The sequence below is a fragment of the Arsenicicoccus cauae genome, from assembly GCF_009707125.1.
GTDB classification, from domain to species: Bacteria; Actinomycetota; Actinomycetes; order Actinomycetales; family Dermatophilaceae; genus Arsenicicoccus; species Arsenicicoccus cauae.
The window spans coordinates 1-18756 of sequence record NZ_WLVL01000048.1; the positions used below are offsets into that span (position 1 = coordinate 1).

An 18756-nucleotide genomic window follows, 5' to 3' on the forward strand; every position below is an offset into this window, starting at 1 on the left:
AGGCGAGCCGGGCCGGCAGGGCCGCGGACCGGGCGCGCGCCGCCGCCAAGGCCGCGGACCGGTCCGCGACCCGCGCGCTGCGCCGCGTGCCCGGCTACCTCCGGGGCAGCGCCTTCTCCGTCGCAGCCCCCAACCCGCGCGCCAAGAAGGCCATCGACTTCGCGATGGCGCAGGTCGGCGACTGGTACCTCTGGGGAGGGGCCGGCCCCGACCGCTGGGACTGCTCGGGCCTCGTCCAGGGCGCCTGGGGCGCGGCCGGCTCCCGCCTGGACCACTACTCCGGCTCGCAGTGGGCGCAGACCCAGCGGCTCCCGCTGTCGCAGCTCCAGCCGGGCGATCTCGTGTTCTTCGGCAAGGACGCGGCCTCGATCCACCACGTGGGCCTCTACATCGGCGACGGCAAGATGGTCAACGCCCCGCACACCGGGGCGCAGGTGCGCGTCGAGTCGATGTACTGGTCCGACCTTCTGCCCTACGGCGGTCGCGTGCGCTGACGCGAAGGGGCCTCCGCTGCGAGGGGGCCTGCGCCGCTACAGGGGCGGGGTGCAGCGAGAGCGGCGACCCTCCGGGTGGAGGACCGCCGCTCTCGGCATACGGGGTCTGACCGGGCAGGTCGGGCGGCCCGTCAGTGCGACTGGTGCGGAGCGGGCCAGCGCAGGGTCGTGACGTTGTTGTCCTTGGCGCGCTGGAGGGCCTCGAGGACGATCTCCTCGGCCCGCTCGCGACCGGCCCAGAAGGCGCCCTCGACGGACTTGCCGGGCTCGAGGTCCTTGTAGGTCTCGAAGAAGTGCTGGATCTCGAGCCGGTCGAAGTCGCTGATGTGGTCGAGCTCGGTGATGTGCTCCTGGCGCGGGTCGCCGGCCGGGATGCACAGCAGCTTGTCGTCGCCGCCGGCCTCGTCGCGCATGTGGAACAGGCCGATGGGGCGCGCCCGCACGAGGCACCCGGGGAAGGTCGGCTCGTCGAGCAGGACCAGGGCGTCGAGCGGGTCGCCGTCCTCGCCGAGGCTGTCCTCGACGTAGCCGTAGTCGGCGGGGTAGCGGGTGGACGTGAACAGCATGCGGTCCAGGCGGATCCGGCCGGACTCGTGGTCGACCTCGTACTTGTTGCGGTGACCCGACGGGATCTCGATGGTGACGTCCAGCTCCACTGGTGGCCCCTTTGCGTGGCTATCGGCGCAGCCCGGCGCGCTGGCCTAGGCTGCAAGACGGTCGATCAATCGTTGGCCACCAACCTACCCACAGACAAGGGGTGGCCGTGCGCCGGATGACGCTAATCGCGGGCGCCGCCACGCTCGGTGTGGCCGTTGCCACATACGGCGTGCTGGACGCGCACGACAGGGTCCCCGGCATCCTCACGATCGACCGCGACCCCTCGACGCCCGGCGCCACCGCCGCGGCCGGCGCCCCGGTCACCTCGGACGGCGCCCCCGTGCCGCGCGTGACGGTGCCGACCCCCGCCGGCTCCGCGACCTCGACGGCTGCCCCCGCACCGGCGGCGGGAGCCCTGCGCGGCGCCCTCGCCCCGGCCCTCGCGGACCCCCGGCTGGGGCCCTCGGTCGGGCTGACGGTCCGCGACGGTATGACGGGCGCGCACCTGCTGGACGTGGCCGCCGACCAGCCGCGGACCCCCGCCTCGACGACCAAGCTCCTGACGGCCGCCGCTGTCGTGCCCGCGCTCGGCCCGGAGACCCGGCTCGTCACCTCGACCGTCCTCGCCCCCGACGGCCGGGTCGTGCTGCGGGCCGGGGGCGACATGATGCTGGCGCGGGGACCGTCCCGCCCGGGCGAGGTGCAGGGGCACGCCGGGGTGGCGACCCTGGCCGCCCAGACGGCGGCGGCGCTGCGCTCGGCCGGGCGCACCACCGTCACGCTCGGCCTGGACCTGAGCCACGCGGCGGGCCCCGACTACGCCCCGACGTGGGACCGTGCCTACCTGGGCGAGGCGATCGTCGGCAAGGTGGCCATGCTCGGGCTCGCGGACGGCCTGGTGGCCCCCGGGGCCCCGGCGCCCGCCGACCCGGCCGGCGAGGTGGCCGCGGTGCTGCGGACCGAGCTGGGGCGCGCGGGCATCTCGGTGCGGGGCGACCTGGTCCGTTCGGCGGCGCCCGCGGGCAGCCGCGCGCTCGCGTCGGTGTCGTCGGCGCCGGTCGCCGACGTGATGGCGGTGGCGCTGGCCCGCAGCGACAACGCCGTGACCGAGTCGCTGGCCCGCCAGGCGGCGACGCGGGCCGGGGCGAGCGGCGGCTTCGCCGCGGCGGCCCGGTGGGTGCAGGGCGAGCTCGCCCGACGGGGATACGACCTGACGGGTGTCCGCCTCGCCGACACCAGCGGTCTGTCCGCGGGGACGACGGTCCCGGCCCGCCTCGTCGGGGACGTGCTCGTGGCGGGCACCTCCGGCCGTGACCCCGGCATGGCGCGCGTCGTCGAGGACCTGCCGGTGGCGGGCCTGTCCGGCACGCTGGCCGGGCGCTACGTGGCCGGGGCGTCGGCGGCCGGGGCGGGGGTCGTGCGGGCCAAGACCGGCACCCTCACCGGCATCAGCTCGCTGGGCGGCACCGTGGTCGACGCGGACGGCCGGCTGCTCGCCTTCGCCGTGCTGGCCGACGACGTCCCGGCGGCGGGAGGGACGGAGGGCGCCCGCGCGGCCCTGGACGCCCTGGTGACGCGGCTGGCGACGTGCGGGTGCCGGTGACCGGGCGCTCTCCGTCTGGACGGCCCTTCTGCGTCTCGGCCCGCCGCGCCCGTCTCGGGCTGCAGCACGACACCGGTGGCGGGGCACCAGACCGGGGACGCGGCACGAGACCGGCGACGCAGCACGAGACGGGCGGTCCGGCATACCGACACCGCCACCGAGGGAACGGATCACCACCCCGAGAGGTTGACCTCCTCATGAGCCAGGACACCAGGCAGGACCACCGTCCCGACCCGACCATCGAGCTCGTCGACTGGGACTTCGCCGCCGCCACGGGCCGCCGCCTCGTGCCGCGCGGCCCCCAGGTCACCCCGGCCGAGGCCGCCGACGCGGTCCACGCCCTGCGCGACGCCGCCGCGCGCTCCGCCCAGCACGTCGCCGACACCGCCCGGATGCACGCCCCCGCGAGCGCCGAGCCCGCCCGCGTGGTGGACCGTGCCGGCTGGATCGACGCCAACGTCCGCTCCATGCGGGGGATGATCGCGCCGGTGCAGGACAAGCTCCTCGCCTCGCGCGCGACGCCGGTCGGGCCCGCCGCCGCGGCCGTCGGGAGCAAGGTCACGGGCGGGGAGACCGGCGCGCTGATGGCCTTCCTCGCGAGCAAGGTGCTCGGGCAATACGACCTGGCGCCCGGCGGCACGCCCCAGCTGCTCCTGGTCGCCCCCAACGTCGTGGAGGTGGAGCGCGAGCTCGAGCTCGACCCTGCGGACTTCCGGCAGTGGGTGTGCCTGCACGAGGAGACCCACCGCGTGCAGTTCACCGCCGTGCCGTGGCTGCGCGAGCACATGCTCGGGCGCACGCGGGCGCTGAGCGTCGACCTCGTGCCCGATGCCGACCAGCTGGCCGCGCGCCTCGCGATGGTGGTGCGCAACCTGCCCGACGCGGTGCGTGAGGGCGGCAACGGCCTCTCCGACCTGGTCACGACCCCCGAGCAGCGGGAGGAGATCGCCCGCCTGACGGCCATCATGAGCCTGCTCGAGGGCCACGCGGACGTGATCATGGACGACGTGGGACCGGCCGTCATCCCCACCGTGGACACCATCCGCGCGAAGTTCGACGAGCGTCGTGGTGGCCGCTCCTCGCTCGACCGGGTCGTGCGGCGGCTGCTCGGGCTCGAGGCCAAGATGCGGCAGTACTCCGACGGCGCGACCTTCGTCCGGGGCGTCGTCGACGAGGTCGGGATGGACGGCTTCAACGCCGTCTGGGCGTCGCCCGAGACCCTCCCGTCCCCGGCGGAGATCGGCGACCACCGGCTGTGGCTCGCCCGGGTCCACGGCTGAGCGCCCCGCCCCAGCCAGGCCGTATGCCGTCCCCGCCCGCCGCCGTCGCCGCCTGCCGTCTCGCGGCGCGGCGGCTGCTCGGCGAGCTCCCCGAGGGCCTCGTCCTCGTGGGGTGCAGCGGCGGGACCGACTCGCTGGCGCTCGCCAGCGTGGTGGCCTTCGAGGTCGACAAGACCGGCCGCCCGGCGGGGGCCGTCGTGGTGGACCACGGGCTCCAGGACGGGTCCGCCGAGGTGGCCGACCGGGCCGCCGCGCAGTGCCGGGGGCTGGGCCTGGACCCCGTCGTCGTGCGCCGCGTCGAGGTCGCCCGGGAGCACCCCGGCGGGCCTGAGGACGCCGCTCGCGACGCCCGCCACGCCGCCCTCGTCGCCGAGGCCGAGCGGCTGGAGGCGGTCGCCGTGCTGCTGGCCCACACCCGTGACGACCAGGCCGAGCAGGTGCTCCTCGGGCTGGCCCGTGGCTCCGGCGCCCGGTCCCTGGCGGGCATGCCGCCACGCCGCGGCCTGCTCGCCCGCCCCTTCCTCGCGGTGACCCGGGCCGACACGGCGGCCGTGTGCGCGCACGACGGCCTCGACCCCTGGCAGGACCCGCACAACGCCGACCCCGCCTACGCCCGCGTGCGGGCGCGCGGCGCCATGACGGTGCTGGAGGAGGCGCTGGGCCCCGGCATACGGGATGCCCTGGCGCGCTCGGCCGACCGGCTGCGGGCCGACGCGGACGCCCTCGACCAGCTGGCCGCCACCTGGCTGGCGCAGCAGGCAGAGGTGCCGACCAGCCTGCCTGCGCACGCGCTCGCGAGCCAGCCCGAGGCCGTCCGCACCCGCGTGCTGCGCCTCGCCGCGCTGGCCGCCGGTGCTCCGTCGGGGGCGTTGACCGCCGCGCACGTCCTCGCGACCGACCGGCTCCTGACACACTGGCGGGGGCAGGGTCCCGTGTCCCTGCCGGGGCACCTGGTCGCGGCCCGGACGCCTGGACGGGCCGGTCGGATCATGATCGGGCCCGCCGATCGGGTTGAATGAACGCCGGCGGGACCGCCGAGGCCCCACCGAGACCACGCGCAACGAGCCGGACCGAGGAGACGCAGTGCAAGCGAGCGACATGGGTGACGACCTCGCCGAGGTGCTCTACACCGAGCAGCAGATCCAGGAGCGCCTGGCGGAGCTGGCCGGCGAGATCTGGCGGGACTACGAGGGCAAGGACGTCCTGCTCGTGGGCGTGCTCAAGGGCGCCGTCATGGTCATGGCGGACCTCATGCGCCACCTGCCGGGCAGCGTGGAGATGGACTGGATGGCGATCTCGTCCTACGGCTCGGGCACCAAGAGCTCAGGCGTCGTGCGGATCCTCAAGGACCTCGACACCGACATCACCGACCGGCACGTCCTCATCGTGGAGGACATCATCGACTCGGGTCTCACCCTGTCGTGGACCCGCTCCAACCTGGAGTCCCGCAAGCCGGCCTCGCTGGAGATCATGACGCTGCTGCGCAAGCCGGACGTCGTCAAGGTCCAGATCGACGTCCGCTACGTCGGCTTCGACATCCCCGACGAGTTCGTCGTCGGCTACGGACTCGACTACGACCAGCAGTACCGCAACCTGCGCGAGATCGGGCTGCTCGCCCCGCACGTCTACAGCTGACGGGCGCCGGCGCCGACCGTATGCCGCGAGCCGGGCCCACCGCAGGCCCTCGCAGGCGCTCGGACCGGCCGGAACACCTCAGATCGCTCGCTCGTTGTCCCCCTCGGTGCCGGCAACGGTCTCTCAACTCCTCGGCCTCGGCCGAACCGCTTGATCAGGAAGGGACGGGGTCGCACCCCGCACGTACATGAACGCGAAGCGCATCGCACGAAGCCCCTGGATGTGGCTGGTCGTCGTCAGCCTGCTGATCGCCGCCTGGCTGTCCGTCGGGCAGCAGTCGGACTTCCGCGAGGTTGACACGTCGGCCGCGGTCCAGCTGATCCAGCAGGACAAGGTGGAGTCGGCCAAGCTGGTCGACGGCAACCGCATCGACCTGACCCTCAAGGACGGCAGCGAGTACACCGGCGGCAAGGTCAAGGACGCCAAGCACGTCCGGGCGCACTACATCGAGCCGCGCGGTCCCGAGCTGGTCAAGCTCCTCGACGCGCACAAGCCCTCCCAGGGCTACGACGAGCAGCCGCCGACGGACTCGCCCTTCCTCGCGCTGCTCGGCTACCTGCTGCCGCTGCTGCTCTTCGGTGCCTTCGCGTGGTTCATCATGAGCTCGATGCAGGGCGGCGGCTCCAAGGTCATGCAGTTCGGCAAGTCCAAGGCCAAGCTGGCCACCAAGGACATGCCGCAGGTGACCTTCGACGACGTGGCCGGCGCGGACGAGGCGGTCGAGGAGCTGCAGGAGATCAAGGAGTTCCTCGTCGAGCCCGAGAAGTTCGCGGCCGTCGGCGCCAAGATCCCCAAGGGCGTCTTGCTCTACGGCCAGCCCGGAACCGGCAAGACCCTGCTCGCCCGCGCCGTCGCCGGCGAGGCCGGGGTCCCGTTCTTCTCGATCTCCGGGTCGGACTTCGTCGAGATGTTCGTCGGCGTGGGTGCCTCCCGCGTGCGCGACCTGTTCGAGCAGGCGAAGGCCAGCGCCCCGGCCATCATCTTCGTCGACGAGATCGACGCCGTGGGTCGCCACCGCGGCGCGGGGCTCGGCGGCGGCCACGACGAGCGCGAGCAGACGCTCAACCAGCTGCTCGTCGAGATGGACGGCTTCGACGTCAAGACCAATGTCATCCTCATCGCGGCGACCAACCGCCCCGACATCCTGGACCCGGCGCTGCTGCGCCCGGGCCGGTTCGACCGGCAGATCGCGGTCGAGGCCCCCGACATGCTCGGCCGCCACCACATCCTGCAGGTGCACGCCAAGTCCAAGCCGCTCGCCGAGGACGTCGACCTGATGACCGTCGCGCGGCGCACCCCCGGTATGACGGGTGCCGACCTCGCCAACGTGCTCAACGAGGCCGCGCTGCTCACCGCCCGGTCCAACCAGCTGCAGATCACCAATGCCATCGTCGACGAGGCGATCGACCGCGTGATCGCCGGACCGCAGAAGCGCACGCGCATCATGTCGGCCAAGGAGAAGAAGATCACGGCCTACCACGAGGGCGGGCACGCGCTCGTGGCGGCGTCGATGCGTCACACGGACCCGGTCAGCAAGATCACGATCCTGCCCCGCGGCCGTGCCCTCGGCTACACGATGGTCCTGCCCAACGACGACAAGTACTCCACGACCCGCAACGAGATCCTCGACCAGCTGGCCTACGCCCTGGGCGGTCGGGTCGCGGAGGAGATGATCTTCCACGACCCCACCACGGGTGCCTCCAACGACATCGAGAAGGCCACGAGCATGGCCCGCAAGATGGTCACGCAGTTCGGGATGTCCGAGCGGGTGGGTGCGATCAAGCTGGGCCAGGAGCAGGGCGAGGTCTTCCTCGGTCGCGACTACGGCCACCAGCGCGACTACTCCGAGAAGGTCGCGGGCATCGTCGACGAGGAGGTCCGCCGCCTCATCGAGTACGCCCACGACGAGGCCTGGCACGCGCTGCGCGAGAACCGCGACGTGCTCGACCGCCTCGTGCTCGAGCTGCTCGAGAAGGAGACGCTCGGTCGCGAGGAGCTGGCCGTGATCTTTGCGGACGTCGTCAAGCGCCCCGAGCGCCCGGTGTGGCTGTCCAGCGAGGACCGGCAGGTCAGCAACCGTCCCCCGGTGCTGACCCCGGCGGAGGAGATGGCGCTGCAGTCCGGCGAGCGCGCGACCGTCGAGGCCGTCGAGGCCCGGGTCGAGCAGCAGGTGGGCGACAACCCGGACCCGGAGCGCGAGCACCCTCCCACCCAGGTGATCGAGCTCCCCGGGGACGACCGGGTCGACCCGGGTCAGTGACGTGACGGTCGACCGCGCGCGGGCCGAGGCGGCCGTGCGGGAGCTGCTGCTCTCGATCGGCGAGGACCCGGACCGGGACGGCCTGCGCGACACACCGGCGCGGGTGGCGCGTGCCTACGACGAGATGTTCTCGGGGATCGGGCAGGACCCCGGCTCGGTGCTCGACGCCGTCTTCGAGATCGGGCACAGCGAGCTGATCCTGGTCCGGGACATCGAGGTCTACTCCACCTGTGAGCACCATCTCGTGCCCTTCCACGGCGTCGCGCACGTCGGCTACATCCCCGGCAAGGACGGGCGCGTCACGGGCCTGTCCAAGCTGGCGCGGCTCGTCGACGTCTATGCACGCCGGCCGCAGGTGCAGGAGCGTCTGACCACGCAGGTCGCGGACGCGCTGGTGCAGCACCTCCATCCCGGTGGCGCGATCGTCGTGCTCGAGTGCGAGCACCTGTGCATGTCCATGAGGGGCGTACGCAAGCCCGGCTCCCGGACCATCACCTCGGCGGTGCGCGGCCAGCTGCACGACCCCGCCACCCGGGCCGAGGCGATGCAGCTCGCGCTCGGGGGCCGCGCGTGATCGACCTGCGCCGCGACCGGGGGCGGCCCGTGCTGGTGGGCGTCCTCAACGTCACCCCCGACTCGTTCAGCGACGGGGGCCGGTGGTCCGATGCCCGGCGGGCGGTGGAGCACGGGCTCGAGCTCGCCCGCCACGGCGCCGACGTCGTCGACGTGGGCGGGGAGTCCACGCGGCCCGGCGCGACGCGGCCCCTCGTGTCCGAGGAGATCGACCGGGTCGTGCCGGTCGTGCGCGACCTGGTGGCTGCGGGGGTCACGGTGTCCGTCGACACGATGCGCGCGGAGGTCGCCGCGGCGGCGGTCGACGTGGGCGCCGCCGTCGTCAACGACGTCAGCGGCGGCCTCGGCGACCCCGCCATCCGTGAGGTGGTCGCCCGCACGGGAGCCACCATGGTGGTGCAGCACTGGCGGGCCCACGGCGCCGACATGCAGCAGCAGGACCACCTGACCTACGACGACGTCGTCACCGACGTCCGCGACGAGCTGGCGCAGCGGCTGGCCGAGCTGCGGGAGGCCGGCGTCCGCGACGAGCAGGTCGTCCTCGACCCCGGCATCGGCTTCTCCAAGACCGCGGCCCACAACTGGGAGCTCCTGCGTCGGCTGGACGAGCTCGCCGCCCTGGGACGCCCGCTCCTCGTCGGCACCTCCCGCAAGGCCTTTCTCGGGTCGCTGCTCGCGGACCCGCCGACCGAGGGCTCCGCCACGGCCGACGGTGCCCCGTCCGGGCAGCCCGTCCCGCGGCCTCCGCTCGAGCGCGACACCGCGACGGCGGCCACCACCCTGCTCTGCGCCCAGGCCGGTGTCTGGGGAGTGCGGGTCCACGACGTGCGAGGGAGCGCCGATGCCCTGCGGGTGCTCGCCGCCTGGCAGGCCGGTATGCCGCCCGCCGCCGCGTTGCCCGTCGCCGCCTCGTCCGCTGCAGGGCCGAGGCGCGGCGTCCCGGGCGCCGGAGGTGCCCGATGACCGACCGGATCACGCTCACCGGCGTGCGCGCCCGCGGCAGGCACGGCGTCCTGCCCGAGGAGCGCGTGCTCGGGCAGGAGTTCGTCGTCGACCTGGTCCTGCACCTCGACCTCGGACGTGCCGCCGCCACCGACGACCTCGCGGCCACCGTGAGCTATGCCGCGGTCGCCGAGACCGTCCACGAGCTCGTGACGGGGGAGCCGCACGACCTCGTCGAGGCCCTGGCGGGGAGCATCGGCACCCGGCTGCTCGAGGACCACCTGCTCCTGGAGTCCGTCGACGTGACGGTGCACAAGCCGTCCGCTCCCATCGCCGTCGCGTTCGGCGACGTCGCGGTGACGGTGACCTCCCGCCGGGACGTCGAGGTCGTCATCGCCCTCGGCGCCAACCTCGACGAGCCCTTGGCGACGCTGGCCTCGGCCGTCGACCGGCTCACCCGCACCCGGGGTCTGCGCGTCACCGGGCGGTCGGCGGTCGTCGAGACGGACCCGGTGGGCGGACCCGAGCAGCCCGCCTATCTCAACGCCGTCGTCCTCGGCCGCACCCGCCTGTCCGCCCGCGCCCTGCTCCACCGGCTGCACCGCATCGAGGCCGACCACGGCCGCACCCGTGAGGTCCGCTGGGGCGCCCGCACCCTCGACCTCGACCTCATCGCCTACGGCGAGGCCCGCAGCGACGACCCCCGGCTCACGCTGCCCCACCCCCGCGCCCACGAGCGCGGGTTCGTGCTGGTGCCGTGGGCCGAGGTCGACCCCGACGCCGAGCTGACCCTCCCAGGCGGCGACCGCCGCCTCGTGCGGGAGCTCGCGGACGAGCGGCGGGCGGACGGCATACGGCCGGGGCCCGCGTGGCCCCTCGGTCCCCGCCACCGTCTCCGCGGCGACCAGGTGGCGTCGTGCTGAGGGGTGGCCGCGGGCTCAGCGTCGGTCTGTGCGCCCTCCTCGCGGTGCTGGTGCTCGCCGTCGGCTACGCCGTGCTGTCGTGGTGGAGCGAGGGCGGGCGGTCGCTGCCGCCGGTCGGCTACCTCGCCACGCTGCCGCTCGTGCTCGTGGCCGCACTCGTCCTGGCCGGCGCCTGGTCGGTCCGCCGTACCGTGCGTGGTCGCCGGGCCTCGGGGCCGCACGACGGGCTGCGGGGCTTCCGGGTGCTGGTGCTCTGCCAGGCCGCCGCGCTGACCGGCGCCGTGGTGGCCGGGTGGAGCCTGGCCCACGCCCTCGTCGCACGGGCCGGCCTCGCGCTGCAGGGCCTCGGTTCCGACGCCGCGGCGGCCCTCGCCGTGACCGCGGCCGGCGTCCTGCTCGTCGTCGCCGGTCTCGTGGGCCAGTCCTGGTGCCGGCTCGACGAGGACCGCACCGCGCCGCCCGCGCCCTAGCGCCTGTCTCCCGAGGTCGGGTGAGGACGCCTGCTCGTGGGTGTCACGTGGCGGACGGCCCGACCCGCGTCAGCCGCAGACGGGGTCGCTCTCGACCTTGGTGGCCCAGCCCTGGTCGTCGAGGGTGAGCTTGACGATCGCCTGGTCCCCGGGCAGCTCGGCCAGGGCCTGGACGGTGCTCGGCGAGGTCTGCGGGGGGGCGCCCTCGCTCGTGCAGGTCTGACGCACGACCGTCGCACCCGGGTCGACCGGGATCCGGAACGAGATGGTGTTGCGGTTGCTGAACAGCGAGCCCGCGTGCGGTGCGAGGTCCACACCCTGGCGGCCGACCGAGCCGTCCGAGCGGCCCCGCACCGTCCACCGGTCGAAGGTCAGCACCGGCGTCTGGTCCTTCATCTCCACCGCCGTGATCTTGCCGAGGTCGTAGGCCCGGCCGCGGACCTGGCTGGTCACGCCGACGGCGCGCGTCGCCGTGGGGGTCGGCGTGGGTGTCGCCGAGGGCTTGGGGGCCGCGGCCGCGCCGGTCACCGTCACCGTCGGGGTCACCGTCACGGTGACCGGCGGCGCGTAGCCGCTGGACAGCGCGGTGCAGCCGGACAGCAGGGCGCCGGCGCCCACGGTCAGGGGCAGGAGCACGACGGCGGCGCGCAGGGTGGCGGGGCGAGACGGCATGGGGGGTCCTTTCGTCCCGGACAGTGTCCCCGGTGACGGCCTTCCGGCCCAAGGCGGCGCGCAGGACGACCGGCGGGGAGTCGCGGTGCGCGCGACTACGCTGGGGGCATGAGTTCCGCGCCCGAGCAGCAGCCCCACCAGCCCGACGTCGCCGCCTCCGACGGCGACGTGCCCGAGCAGATGCGGGTCCGCCGCGACAAGCGCGAGCGGCTGCTGGAGCGGGGTATGGCGCCCTACGCCGTCACCGTCCCGCGCACCCACTCCCTGGCCCAGGCCGCCGCGCTCGGTGAGCCGCTGGAGGCCGGTGACGAGCCCGAGGGCGAGGAGTTCGTCGTCTCGGTGACGGGACGCATCGTCTACCAACGCAACACCGGCAAGCTCTGCTTCGCCACCCTCCAGGAGGGGCCGGGCACGCGACTGCAGGTCATGCTCAGCCTCGCCGAGGTCGGTCAGGACCAGCTCGACGCGTGGAAGGCCGACGTCGACCTCGGCGACCACGTCAGCGTCACCGGGCACGTGGTGCGCAGTCGCCGCGGCGAGGTGTCCGTCATGGCGACGACCTGGGTCATGGCCTCCAAGGCCTTGCGCCCCCTCCCGACGCTGCACAAGGACCTGTCCGAGGAGACGCGGGTGCGGCAGCGGTATGCCGACCTGATCGTGCGTCAGGAGGCGCGCGACATGGTGCGGCTGCGGGCGACGGTGCTGCGCTCCATCCGCAGCACCCTGGACGGGCTCGGATTCGTCGAGGTGGAGACGCCGATCCTCAACCTCAGCCACGGGGGAGCGGCCACCCCGTTCACCACCCACCTCAATGCCTTCGACATCGACATGAGTCTGCGCGCCTACACCGAGCTGTGGCTCAAGCGCGCCGTCGTCGGAGGGGTCGACCGCGTCTACGAGATCGGCAAGGTCTTTCGCAACGAGGGGGTGGACTCCACGCACTCCCCGGAGTTCACCGAGCTCGAGTTCTACGAAGCCTACGGCGACCAGTTCACGGCGGCCGACCGCACCCGGCAGATCATTCTCGACGCCGCGGAGGCGACCGGCCGCGGCACGTCTCTGGTCGACTATCGCGGCCGGGAGATCGACCTGTCCGGCGAGTGGCGCTGGCTGCCGATCTGCGAGGGGGTCGGCCAGGCGCTCGGCGAGGAGGTCCTGCCTGACGAGACGCCGGACAACGTCGAGCGGCTGCGCCGTCTGGCTGCGGCTCACGAGATCTCCCTCAAGCCCTCCTGGGGTGCCGGCGAGATCGTCCTCGAGCTGTTCGAGCAGCTCGTCGAGCACACCCTGCTGCAGCCGACCTTCGTCTGCGACTACCCCGAGTCCGTGCGGCCGCTGGCCCGCGCCCACCGCACCACGCCCGGCCTGGTCGAGGCCTGGGACCTCATCGTCGGTGGGGTCGAGCTCGCCCCCTCCTACTCCGAGCTGGTCGACCCGGTGGTGCAGCGCGAGCGGCTCACCGCGCAGGCGGCGCTGGCCGCCGGCGGGGACGACGAGGCGATGGAGCTCGACGAGGACTTCCTGCGGGCGCTGGAGTATAGCGCGCCCCCGATGGGCGGGACCGGCATGGGCGTCGACCGGCTCATCATGCTGCTCACCGGCACGGGGATCCGCGAGACCATCCTGTTTCCCCATCTCAAGCCGCAGGCCTGAGGGACACCGCGAAATCCTGATCGACGAGAGGTTTTGCCATGGACATGCTCTGGAAGGTCTTCATCGCTCTGGCACCCACCGTGGGCGTTCTCTTCATCTTCTGGCACGTGATGAAGAACATCCTCGAGGGCGATCGGCGCGAACGAATTGCGCACGCCCAGTGGGAAAGGGAGCAGGAGATGTCGGCCCGCAATTCCACCGGCGGGCAGGACGGGCACGTTTAGTCGACACCGATGCTTTGACCGGCGCGGGTGAAATCCCCTATGTTGATGGGCGGACCTATTCTTTTCCCGGCCACTGACGAGGAGATTCGAAATGGCACAGCGCATCCAGGTCATCATCGAGGACGACATCGACGGGGGTGCCGCGGCCGAGACCGTGACGTTCGCGCTCGACGGCGTGACCTACGAGATCGACCTGTCCGAGGACAACGCCCGCAAGCTGCGCGACGACTTCGCGGCCTGGGTCGGCCACGCTCGTCGCTCGGGCGGTCGCAGGACCACCGGACGCAAGCCCTCCGGCGGCGGCCGCAGCAACCTCAACGACGTCCGCGAGTGGGGTCGGCAGAACGGCTTCCAGGTCTCCGAGCGCGGCCGCGTCTCGTCCGAGCTGCAGAGGGCCTACGACGCCGCCCACTGATCGCGGCGTCCGGCTCACCGCGACGGCGCTGACGTCCGTGGGTCATCCCCTGACCGGCGGTGAGCTGGAGCTCGCCTGCGACCTCGTCTCGTCCCGCATCGCCTGGCTCGACCTCCTCGTCGGGCCGGGCGATGCCGCGTCCGGCCCCACGGTCGACACCGCCGAGGTCGGCTCTGGCTCGCCGGCCGGGCTGCAGGCCCTGGCCGACTGGCGCTCGCGGGTGGAGGCGGGCTGGGCGCGGCTCTACGGCCGTCGCCAGCCACCCCACGTCGCGGCCACCTTCGTCCTCGGGTGGTACCTCGACGCCCTGGCCCACCCCGCGGCCTTCGCCGCCGCGATCGGGCCCTGGGCCCTCGACCTGTCGCCGGGCTCGGTGGTGATCGAGCCGCACCCCACCCAGGGCTACCCCGCGCGGGTCCACGTGTCCGCGAGCGCCGCTCACCAGGTCCTCGCCTCCGAACCGGTGCGCCTGCGCCGGGCCGAGGAGTCCTACCGGCACCACGCCGAGCAGGTGGCCAGGTCGTATGCCGCGCCCGGCGTCAAGATGTCCAGCCGCCAGCGGCTGGGGATGGTCGACGACCTGTGGCGCATCGCGGTGGAGCGGGCCGCAGCGGCGGCGGGCAGCCCCCTGCTCGTCCGGCCGGACGACGACTCCCGAGGTCGGCTGCGGGCATCCTGCTGCTTCATCTACGCTCTCCCGGGAGCCACGACCTGCTCCACCTGCCCTCGTCGCGCCCGCGCGACCCCCTCGACCCGGCGCTCGCCTGCGCCGTGAGGAGCGCCATGTCCGTCCCGACCCAGCCCGACGGCCGAGCCGACGGCCAGACCGTCGACCTGGAGCAGGTGGTCGAGCTCGAGATGAAGCTCCTCGACCCCAACATGCGCGGCGACGTGGAGGGCGTGCAGCCGCTCCTGCACGACTACTACGCGGAGTATGCCGCCAGCGGTCAGGTCTACGACCGGCGCACGGCCCTCCAGGCCCCCGTCGAGGACTCGACGAGCTCGTTGACCGTCGACCGCCTCGAGGCGGAGCTGCTTGCGCCCGGCGTGGTCCTCGTGACCTACCGGGCGCACCGGTCGTCCCGCACCTCCTGGCGGTCCTCGGTCTGGTTGCTCACCGAGCACGGGTGGCAGCTGCGCCACCAGCAGGCCACCCCGATCCGCGACTGAGGCCGGTCGGCCGTGACGGCGGGCGTCCGGCATACGACCGCCTCCCGCACGGCGCCGATCCCGTCCGCTGAGGGCGAACACCGCGGACGCGCAGCACGGAACACCACGCACGCCGGTGGCGTTGACATCGTCAAGTCCCGCGCCGTACGGCGGGGCGTGCCCGGCGGTGCGTCCCAGCGCGCACGGTCCGTCGGGAGGCGTAGATAGCATCGAGGCATCTCGATAGCGAGGAGACAACCCAGATGTTCGAACGGTTCACCGACCGGGCCCGACGAGTCGTGGTGCTTGCGCAGGAGGAAGCGCGCATGCTCAACCACAACTACATCGGGACGGAGCACATCCTGCTCGGCCTCATCCACGAGGGTGAGGGCGTGGCCGCCAAGGCCCTCGAGAGCCTCGGCATCTCCCTGGAGGCCGTGCGCGAGCAGGTCCAGGACATCATCGGCCAGGGTCAGCAGGCCCCCACCGGCCACATCCCCTTCACCCCGCGCGCCAAGAAGGTCCTCGAGCTGTCCCTGCGCGAGGCGCTGCAGCTCGGCCACTCCTACATCGGCACCGAGCACATCCTGCTCGGCCTGATCCGCGAGGGCGAGGGCGTGGCGGCGCAGGTGCTGGTCAAGCTCGGCGCCGACCTCAACCGCGTGCGCCAGACCGTCATCCAGCTGCTCTCGGGCTACCAGGGCAAGGAGAGCGCGGGCGCCGGCGTCGGCGGCTCGAGCACGGGCCCCCAGGAGGGCACCCCGGCCGGGTCGCTGGTCCTCGACCAGTTCGGCCGCAACCTCACCCAGGCCGCCCGCGACGGCAAGCTCGACCCCGTCATCGGCCGCGCCAAGGAGATCGAGCGGGTCATGCAGGTGCTGTCCCGCCGCACCAAGAACAACCCCGTCCTCATCGGCGAGCCCGGCGTCGGCAAGACCGCCGTGGTCGAGGGCCTGGCCCAGGACATCGTGCGCGGCGACGTGCCCGAGACCCTCAAGGACAAGCAGGTCTACACCCTCGACCTCGGTGCGCTGGTCGCCGGCTCGCGCTACCGCGGAGACTTCGAGGAGCGCCTCAAGAAGGTCCTCAAGGAGATCCGCACGCGCGGCGACATCGTGCTGTTCATCGACGAGATCCACACCCTCGTCGGTGCCGGCGCGGCCGAGGGTGCCATCGACGCCGCGAGCATCCTCAAGCCGATGCTGGCCCGCGGCGAGCTGCAGGTCATCGGCGCGACCACCCTGGACGAGTACCGCAAGCACATCGAGAAGGACGCGGCTCTCGAGCGGCGCTTCCAGCCGATCCAGGTGGCCGAGCCCACCCTCGCGCACACCATCGAGATCCTCAAGGGTCTGCGCGACCGCTACGAGGCGCACCACCGCGTGTCCATCACGGACTCCGCGCTGGCCGCCTCGGCCAACCTCGCCGACCGCTACATCAACGACCGGTTCCTGCCCGACAAGGCGATCGACCTGATCGACGAGGCGGGCGCGCGACTGCGCATCAAGCGCATGACCGCCCCGCCGGAGCTGCGCGAGTTCGACGACAAGATCGCCGACGTGCGCCGCGAGAAGGAAGCCGCCATCGACGGTCAGGACTTCGAGAAGGCCGCCGCCCTGCGCGACGACGAGCGCAAGCTCGTCGAGGCCAAGGCCGAGCGCGAGCAGCAGTGGAAGTCCGGGGACATGGACGTCGTCGCCGAGGTGACCGACGACCTGATCGCCGAGGTCCTCGCGGCCTCGACCGGCATCCCGGTCTTCAAGCTCACCGAGGAGGAGTCCTCGCGGCTGCTCCACATGGAGGACGAGCTGCACAAGCGCATCGTCGGCATGGACGACGCCATCAAGGCGCTGTCCCAGGCGATCCGTCGCACCCGCGCCGGGCTCAAGGACCCCCGTCGTCCTGGCGGGTCGTTCATCTTCGCCGGCCCCACGGGCGTCGGCAAGACCGAGCTCGCCAAGGCGCTGGCGGAGTTCCTCTTCGGCGACGAGGACAGCCTCATCCAGCTCGACATGTCCGAGTTCGGCGAGAAGCACACGGCCTCGCGGCTGTTCGGCTCGCCCCCCGGCTACGTCGGCTACGAGGAGGGTGGTCAGCTCACCGAGAAGGTCCGCCGCAAGCCGTTCTCGGTCGTGCTGTTCGACGAGGTCGAGAAGGCCCACCCGGACATCTTCAACTCGCTGCTGCAGATCCTGGAGGACGGCCGCCTGACCGACTCCCAGGGCCGGGTCGTGGACTTCAAGAACACCGTCATCATCATGACGACCAACCTCGGCACCCGGGACATCTCCAAGGGCGTCTCGCTCGGCTTCACCGCCGGCACCGACACCTCGACGAGCTACGACCGGATGAAGTCCAAGGTCTCCGAGGAGCTCAAGCAGCACTTCCGCCCGGAGTTCCTCAACCGCGTGGACGACGTCATCGTCTTCCCGCAGCTCACCAAGGACGAGATCGTCCAGATCGTCGACCTGTTCATCGCTCGCCTCGACACGCGGCTCAAGGACCGGGACATGGGCATCGAGCTCACGCCCGCGGCCAAGGACCTGCTCGCCAAGCAGGGCTACGACCCGGTCATGGGTGCCCGACCGCTGCGCCGCACCATCCAGCGCAACATCGAGGACGTCCTCTCCGAGAAGATCCTCTACGGCGAGATCGGGCCCGGCGAGATCATCCTGGTCGACACCGACGGGGCCGACAAGGACCCGGAGTTCACCTTCACGGGCACCAAGGGCTCCGACGTCCCGGACCTGCCGCCGCTCGACGTGGCGCTCGAGGGCGGCCACGACCGCGGCGAGGGCACCGGCACCCAGGGCTGAGACCGGCCGGCGCCGGTGCCCCGACGGGCGCCGTGCTCCCGCCACGCGGCCTAGCGGCCCCGCCCACCAGCTGGTGGACGGGGCCGCAGCCGTGCGGTCGGGCGCCGCTAGGTTAGGGGGTCTCAGCAGGCGCGGACGGAGACGGCATGGGCGAGCAGCAGCAGGAGACGGTGGAGCGGCTGCGGGTCCGCCCGGCCCGCACGAGCGACGTGCTGGCGATCCGTGCGCTGGTCAAGCCCTACGCGCAGCGGCGCATCCTGCTGGCCAAGGACGCGGTGGCCTACTTCGAGTCGGTGCAGCAGTTCCGGGTCGCCGAGCTGGACGGCGAGATCGTGGGCTGCGGTGCTCTGCACGTCTTCTGGGAGGACGTGGCCGAGGTGCGCACGCTCGCGGTCTCGCCGCGCGCGCTGGGCCACGGCGTGGGCGGCCGGATCGTGGACGCCCTGCTCGACGACGCCCGCCGGCTCGGGGTGTCCCGCGTCTTCTGCCTGACCTTCGAGGTGGACTTCTTCGCGCGGCACGGCTTCCGGCCGATCGAGGGCACCCCGGTCACCCACGAGGTCTTCGCCGAGCTGGTCCGGTCGTACGACGAGGGCACGGCGGAGTTCCTCGACCTGGACCGGGTCAAGCCCAACACCCTGGGCAACACCCGGATGCTCGTCGACCTCTGACCGCGCCGCGTCGTCCGGATCGTGACGGGACGTGGGCCGGCGCTGCTGGTCTGGCGGGCAGACGGTGCGAGGTCAGGCGGCAGGAGGTCAGGAAGTGGGGGCAGGCGAGCGGCTCCACAGGGTGTGCAGCGGCCCCACGACCTCGAGGTTCCCGGCGGCGTGGGGGATGACCACCGTGCTGCCCCGCCCGACGTGGACGGGACCGCTGCCTGCGCGCAGCTCGCTCCCCCTCGGTCACCACCAGCACGCCGAAGCCGGCCTCGAGGCTGTCGCCCGGGCCGACCCGGTCCAGCCGGAAGAATGGCGCCGCCTCGGGCGGCAGCTGCGCTCCCTGCGGGCCGCCGGCGACGAGACGCTGCACGTCACCGCGGGTGTAAGC

Annotated in this window: 19 protein-coding genes; 17 read left to right on the forward strand and 2 right to left on the reverse strand. The window is 73.0% G+C overall.

Features of this window, described 5'->3' with window-relative positions:
• The coding region (locus GGG17_RS14665) for a C40 family peptidase (RefSeq protein WP_195849249.1) at nucleotides 1-494 on the forward strand (494 nt) is incomplete at its 5' end.
• Nucleotides 495-625: 131 nt separating this feature from the next.
• Here GGG17_RS14665 and GGG17_RS14670 read toward each other — a convergent pair.
• Nucleotides 626-1150 (reverse strand): inorganic diphosphatase, encoded by a 525-nt coding sequence (locus GGG17_RS14670; RefSeq protein WP_311966725.1) that lies wholly within the window; start codon nucleotides 1148-1150, stop codon nucleotides 626-628.
• 116 nt (nucleotides 1151-1266) lie between these two features.
• Here GGG17_RS14670 and dacB point away from each other — a divergent pair, with 116 nt between their 5' ends.
• The 9 genes from dacB to GGG17_RS14715 all read left to right on the forward strand — a co-directional run bounded on the left by dacB (nucleotide 1267) and on the right by GGG17_RS14715 (nucleotide 10777).
• Entirely contained in the window at nucleotides 1267-2694 is a 1428-nt protein-coding gene (gene dacB, locus GGG17_RS14675; RefSeq protein ID WP_154594453.1) for a D-alanyl-D-alanine carboxypeptidase/D-alanyl-D-alanine endopeptidase, read from the forward strand.
• 197 nt (nucleotides 2695-2891) lie between these two features.
• Nucleotides 2892-3974 (forward strand): Rv3626c family coenzyme F420 biosynthesis-associated protein, encoded by a 1083-nt coding sequence (locus tag GGG17_RS14680; protein ID WP_154594454.1) that lies wholly within the window; start codon nucleotides 2892-2894, stop codon nucleotides 3972-3974.
• A gap of 23 nt (nucleotides 3975-3997) precedes the next feature.
• Nucleotides 3998-4993: a tRNA lysidine(34) synthetase TilS gene (gene tilS, locus GGG17_RS14685; RefSeq protein WP_154594455.1), complete on the forward strand. Its 996-nt coding sequence runs from the start codon at nucleotides 3998-4000 to the stop codon at nucleotides 4991-4993.
• A gap of 64 nt (nucleotides 4994-5057) precedes the next feature.
• Complete coding sequence (gene hpt, locus GGG17_RS14690; protein ID WP_311966726.1) at nucleotides 5058-5609, forward strand: hypoxanthine phosphoribosyltransferase; 552 nt, start codon at nucleotides 5058-5060, stop codon at nucleotides 5607-5609.
• A 187-nt stretch (nucleotides 5610-5796) separates the two neighbouring features.
• Complete coding sequence (gene ftsH / locus GGG17_RS14695; protein WP_154594456.1) at nucleotides 5797-7869, forward strand: ATP-dependent zinc metalloprotease FtsH; 2073 nt, start codon at nucleotides 5797-5799, stop codon at nucleotides 7867-7869.
• Nucleotide 7870: 1 nt separating this feature from the next.
• On the forward strand, nucleotides 7871-8443 hold the full coding sequence (gene folE / locus GGG17_RS14700; protein WP_311966727.1) for a GTP cyclohydrolase I FolE: 573 nt from the start codon (nucleotides 7871-7873) through the stop codon (nucleotides 8441-8443).
• Nucleotides 8440-9405 carry a dihydropteroate synthase gene (gene folP / locus GGG17_RS14705; protein WP_311966728.1) on the forward strand — a complete coding sequence of 322 codons (966 nt, stop codon included), beginning with the start codon at nucleotides 8440-8442 and terminating at the stop codon, nucleotides 9403-9405. The genes folE and folP overlap by 4 nt, the downstream gene beginning before the upstream one ends.
• A complete protein-coding gene (folK, locus tag GGG17_RS14710) occupies nucleotides 9402-10307 on the forward strand; it encodes a 2-amino-4-hydroxy-6-hydroxymethyldihydropteridine diphosphokinase (RefSeq protein ID WP_154594457.1) in 906 nt (301 codons plus the stop codon). The genes folP and folK overlap by 4 nt, the downstream gene beginning before the upstream one ends.
• Nucleotides 10301-10777 (forward strand): DUF3180 domain-containing protein, encoded by a 477-nt coding sequence (locus tag GGG17_RS14715; RefSeq protein ID WP_154594458.1) that lies wholly within the window; start codon nucleotides 10301-10303, stop codon nucleotides 10775-10777. Before folK ends, GGG17_RS14715 begins: the two co-directional genes overlap by 7 nt.
• A 69-nt stretch (nucleotides 10778-10846) precedes the next feature.
• On the opposite strand, the gene GGG17_RS14720 is transcribed toward GGG17_RS14715, so the two are convergent.
• Entirely contained in the window at nucleotides 10847-11449 is a 603-nt protein-coding gene (locus GGG17_RS14720) for a hypothetical protein (RefSeq protein ID WP_154594459.1), read from the reverse strand.
• Nucleotides 11450-11557: 108 nt separating this feature from the next.
• Between GGG17_RS14720 and lysS the strand changes: the two genes are divergently transcribed.
• From lysS to GGG17_RS14755, 7 genes are all read left to right on the forward strand, one after another.
• The gene (lysS, locus tag GGG17_RS14725; protein WP_154594460.1) at nucleotides 11558-13102 is read left to right on the forward strand and encodes a lysine--tRNA ligase; all 1545 of its coding nucleotides are present in this window, start codon (nucleotides 11558-11560) and stop codon (nucleotides 13100-13102) included.
• 38 nt (nucleotides 13103-13140) lie between these two features.
• A complete protein-coding gene (locus tag GGG17_RS14730) occupies nucleotides 13141-13326 on the forward strand; it encodes a hypothetical protein (RefSeq protein WP_154594461.1) in 186 nt (61 codons plus the stop codon).
• A 91-nt stretch (nucleotides 13327-13417) separates the two neighbouring features.
• Complete coding sequence (locus GGG17_RS14735; RefSeq protein ID WP_154594462.1) at nucleotides 13418-13741, forward strand: histone-like nucleoid-structuring protein Lsr2; 324 nt, start codon at nucleotides 13418-13420, stop codon at nucleotides 13739-13741.
• A gap of 37 nt (nucleotides 13742-13778) precedes the next feature.
• The gene (locus tag GGG17_RS17280; protein WP_311966729.1) at nucleotides 13779-14516 is read left to right on the forward strand and encodes a (2Fe-2S)-binding protein; all 738 of its coding nucleotides are present in this window, start codon (nucleotides 13779-13781) and stop codon (nucleotides 14514-14516) included.
• An 8-nt stretch (nucleotides 14517-14524) separates the two neighbouring features.
• The gene (locus GGG17_RS14745) at nucleotides 14525-14911 is read left to right on the forward strand and encodes a nuclear transport factor 2 family protein (RefSeq protein ID WP_154594463.1); all 387 of its coding nucleotides are present in this window, start codon (nucleotides 14525-14527) and stop codon (nucleotides 14909-14911) included.
• A 242-nt stretch (nucleotides 14912-15153) separates the two neighbouring features.
• The gene (locus GGG17_RS14750) at nucleotides 15154-17706 is read left to right on the forward strand and encodes an ATP-dependent Clp protease ATP-binding subunit (RefSeq protein WP_154594464.1); all 2553 of its coding nucleotides are present in this window, start codon (nucleotides 15154-15156) and stop codon (nucleotides 17704-17706) included.
• A 146-nt stretch (nucleotides 17707-17852) separates the two neighbouring features.
• The gene (locus GGG17_RS14755) at nucleotides 17853-18377 is read left to right on the forward strand and encodes an amino-acid N-acetyltransferase (protein WP_154594465.1); all 525 of its coding nucleotides are present in this window, start codon (nucleotides 17853-17855) and stop codon (nucleotides 18375-18377) included.
• Nucleotides 18378-18756: the final 379 nt, after the last annotated feature.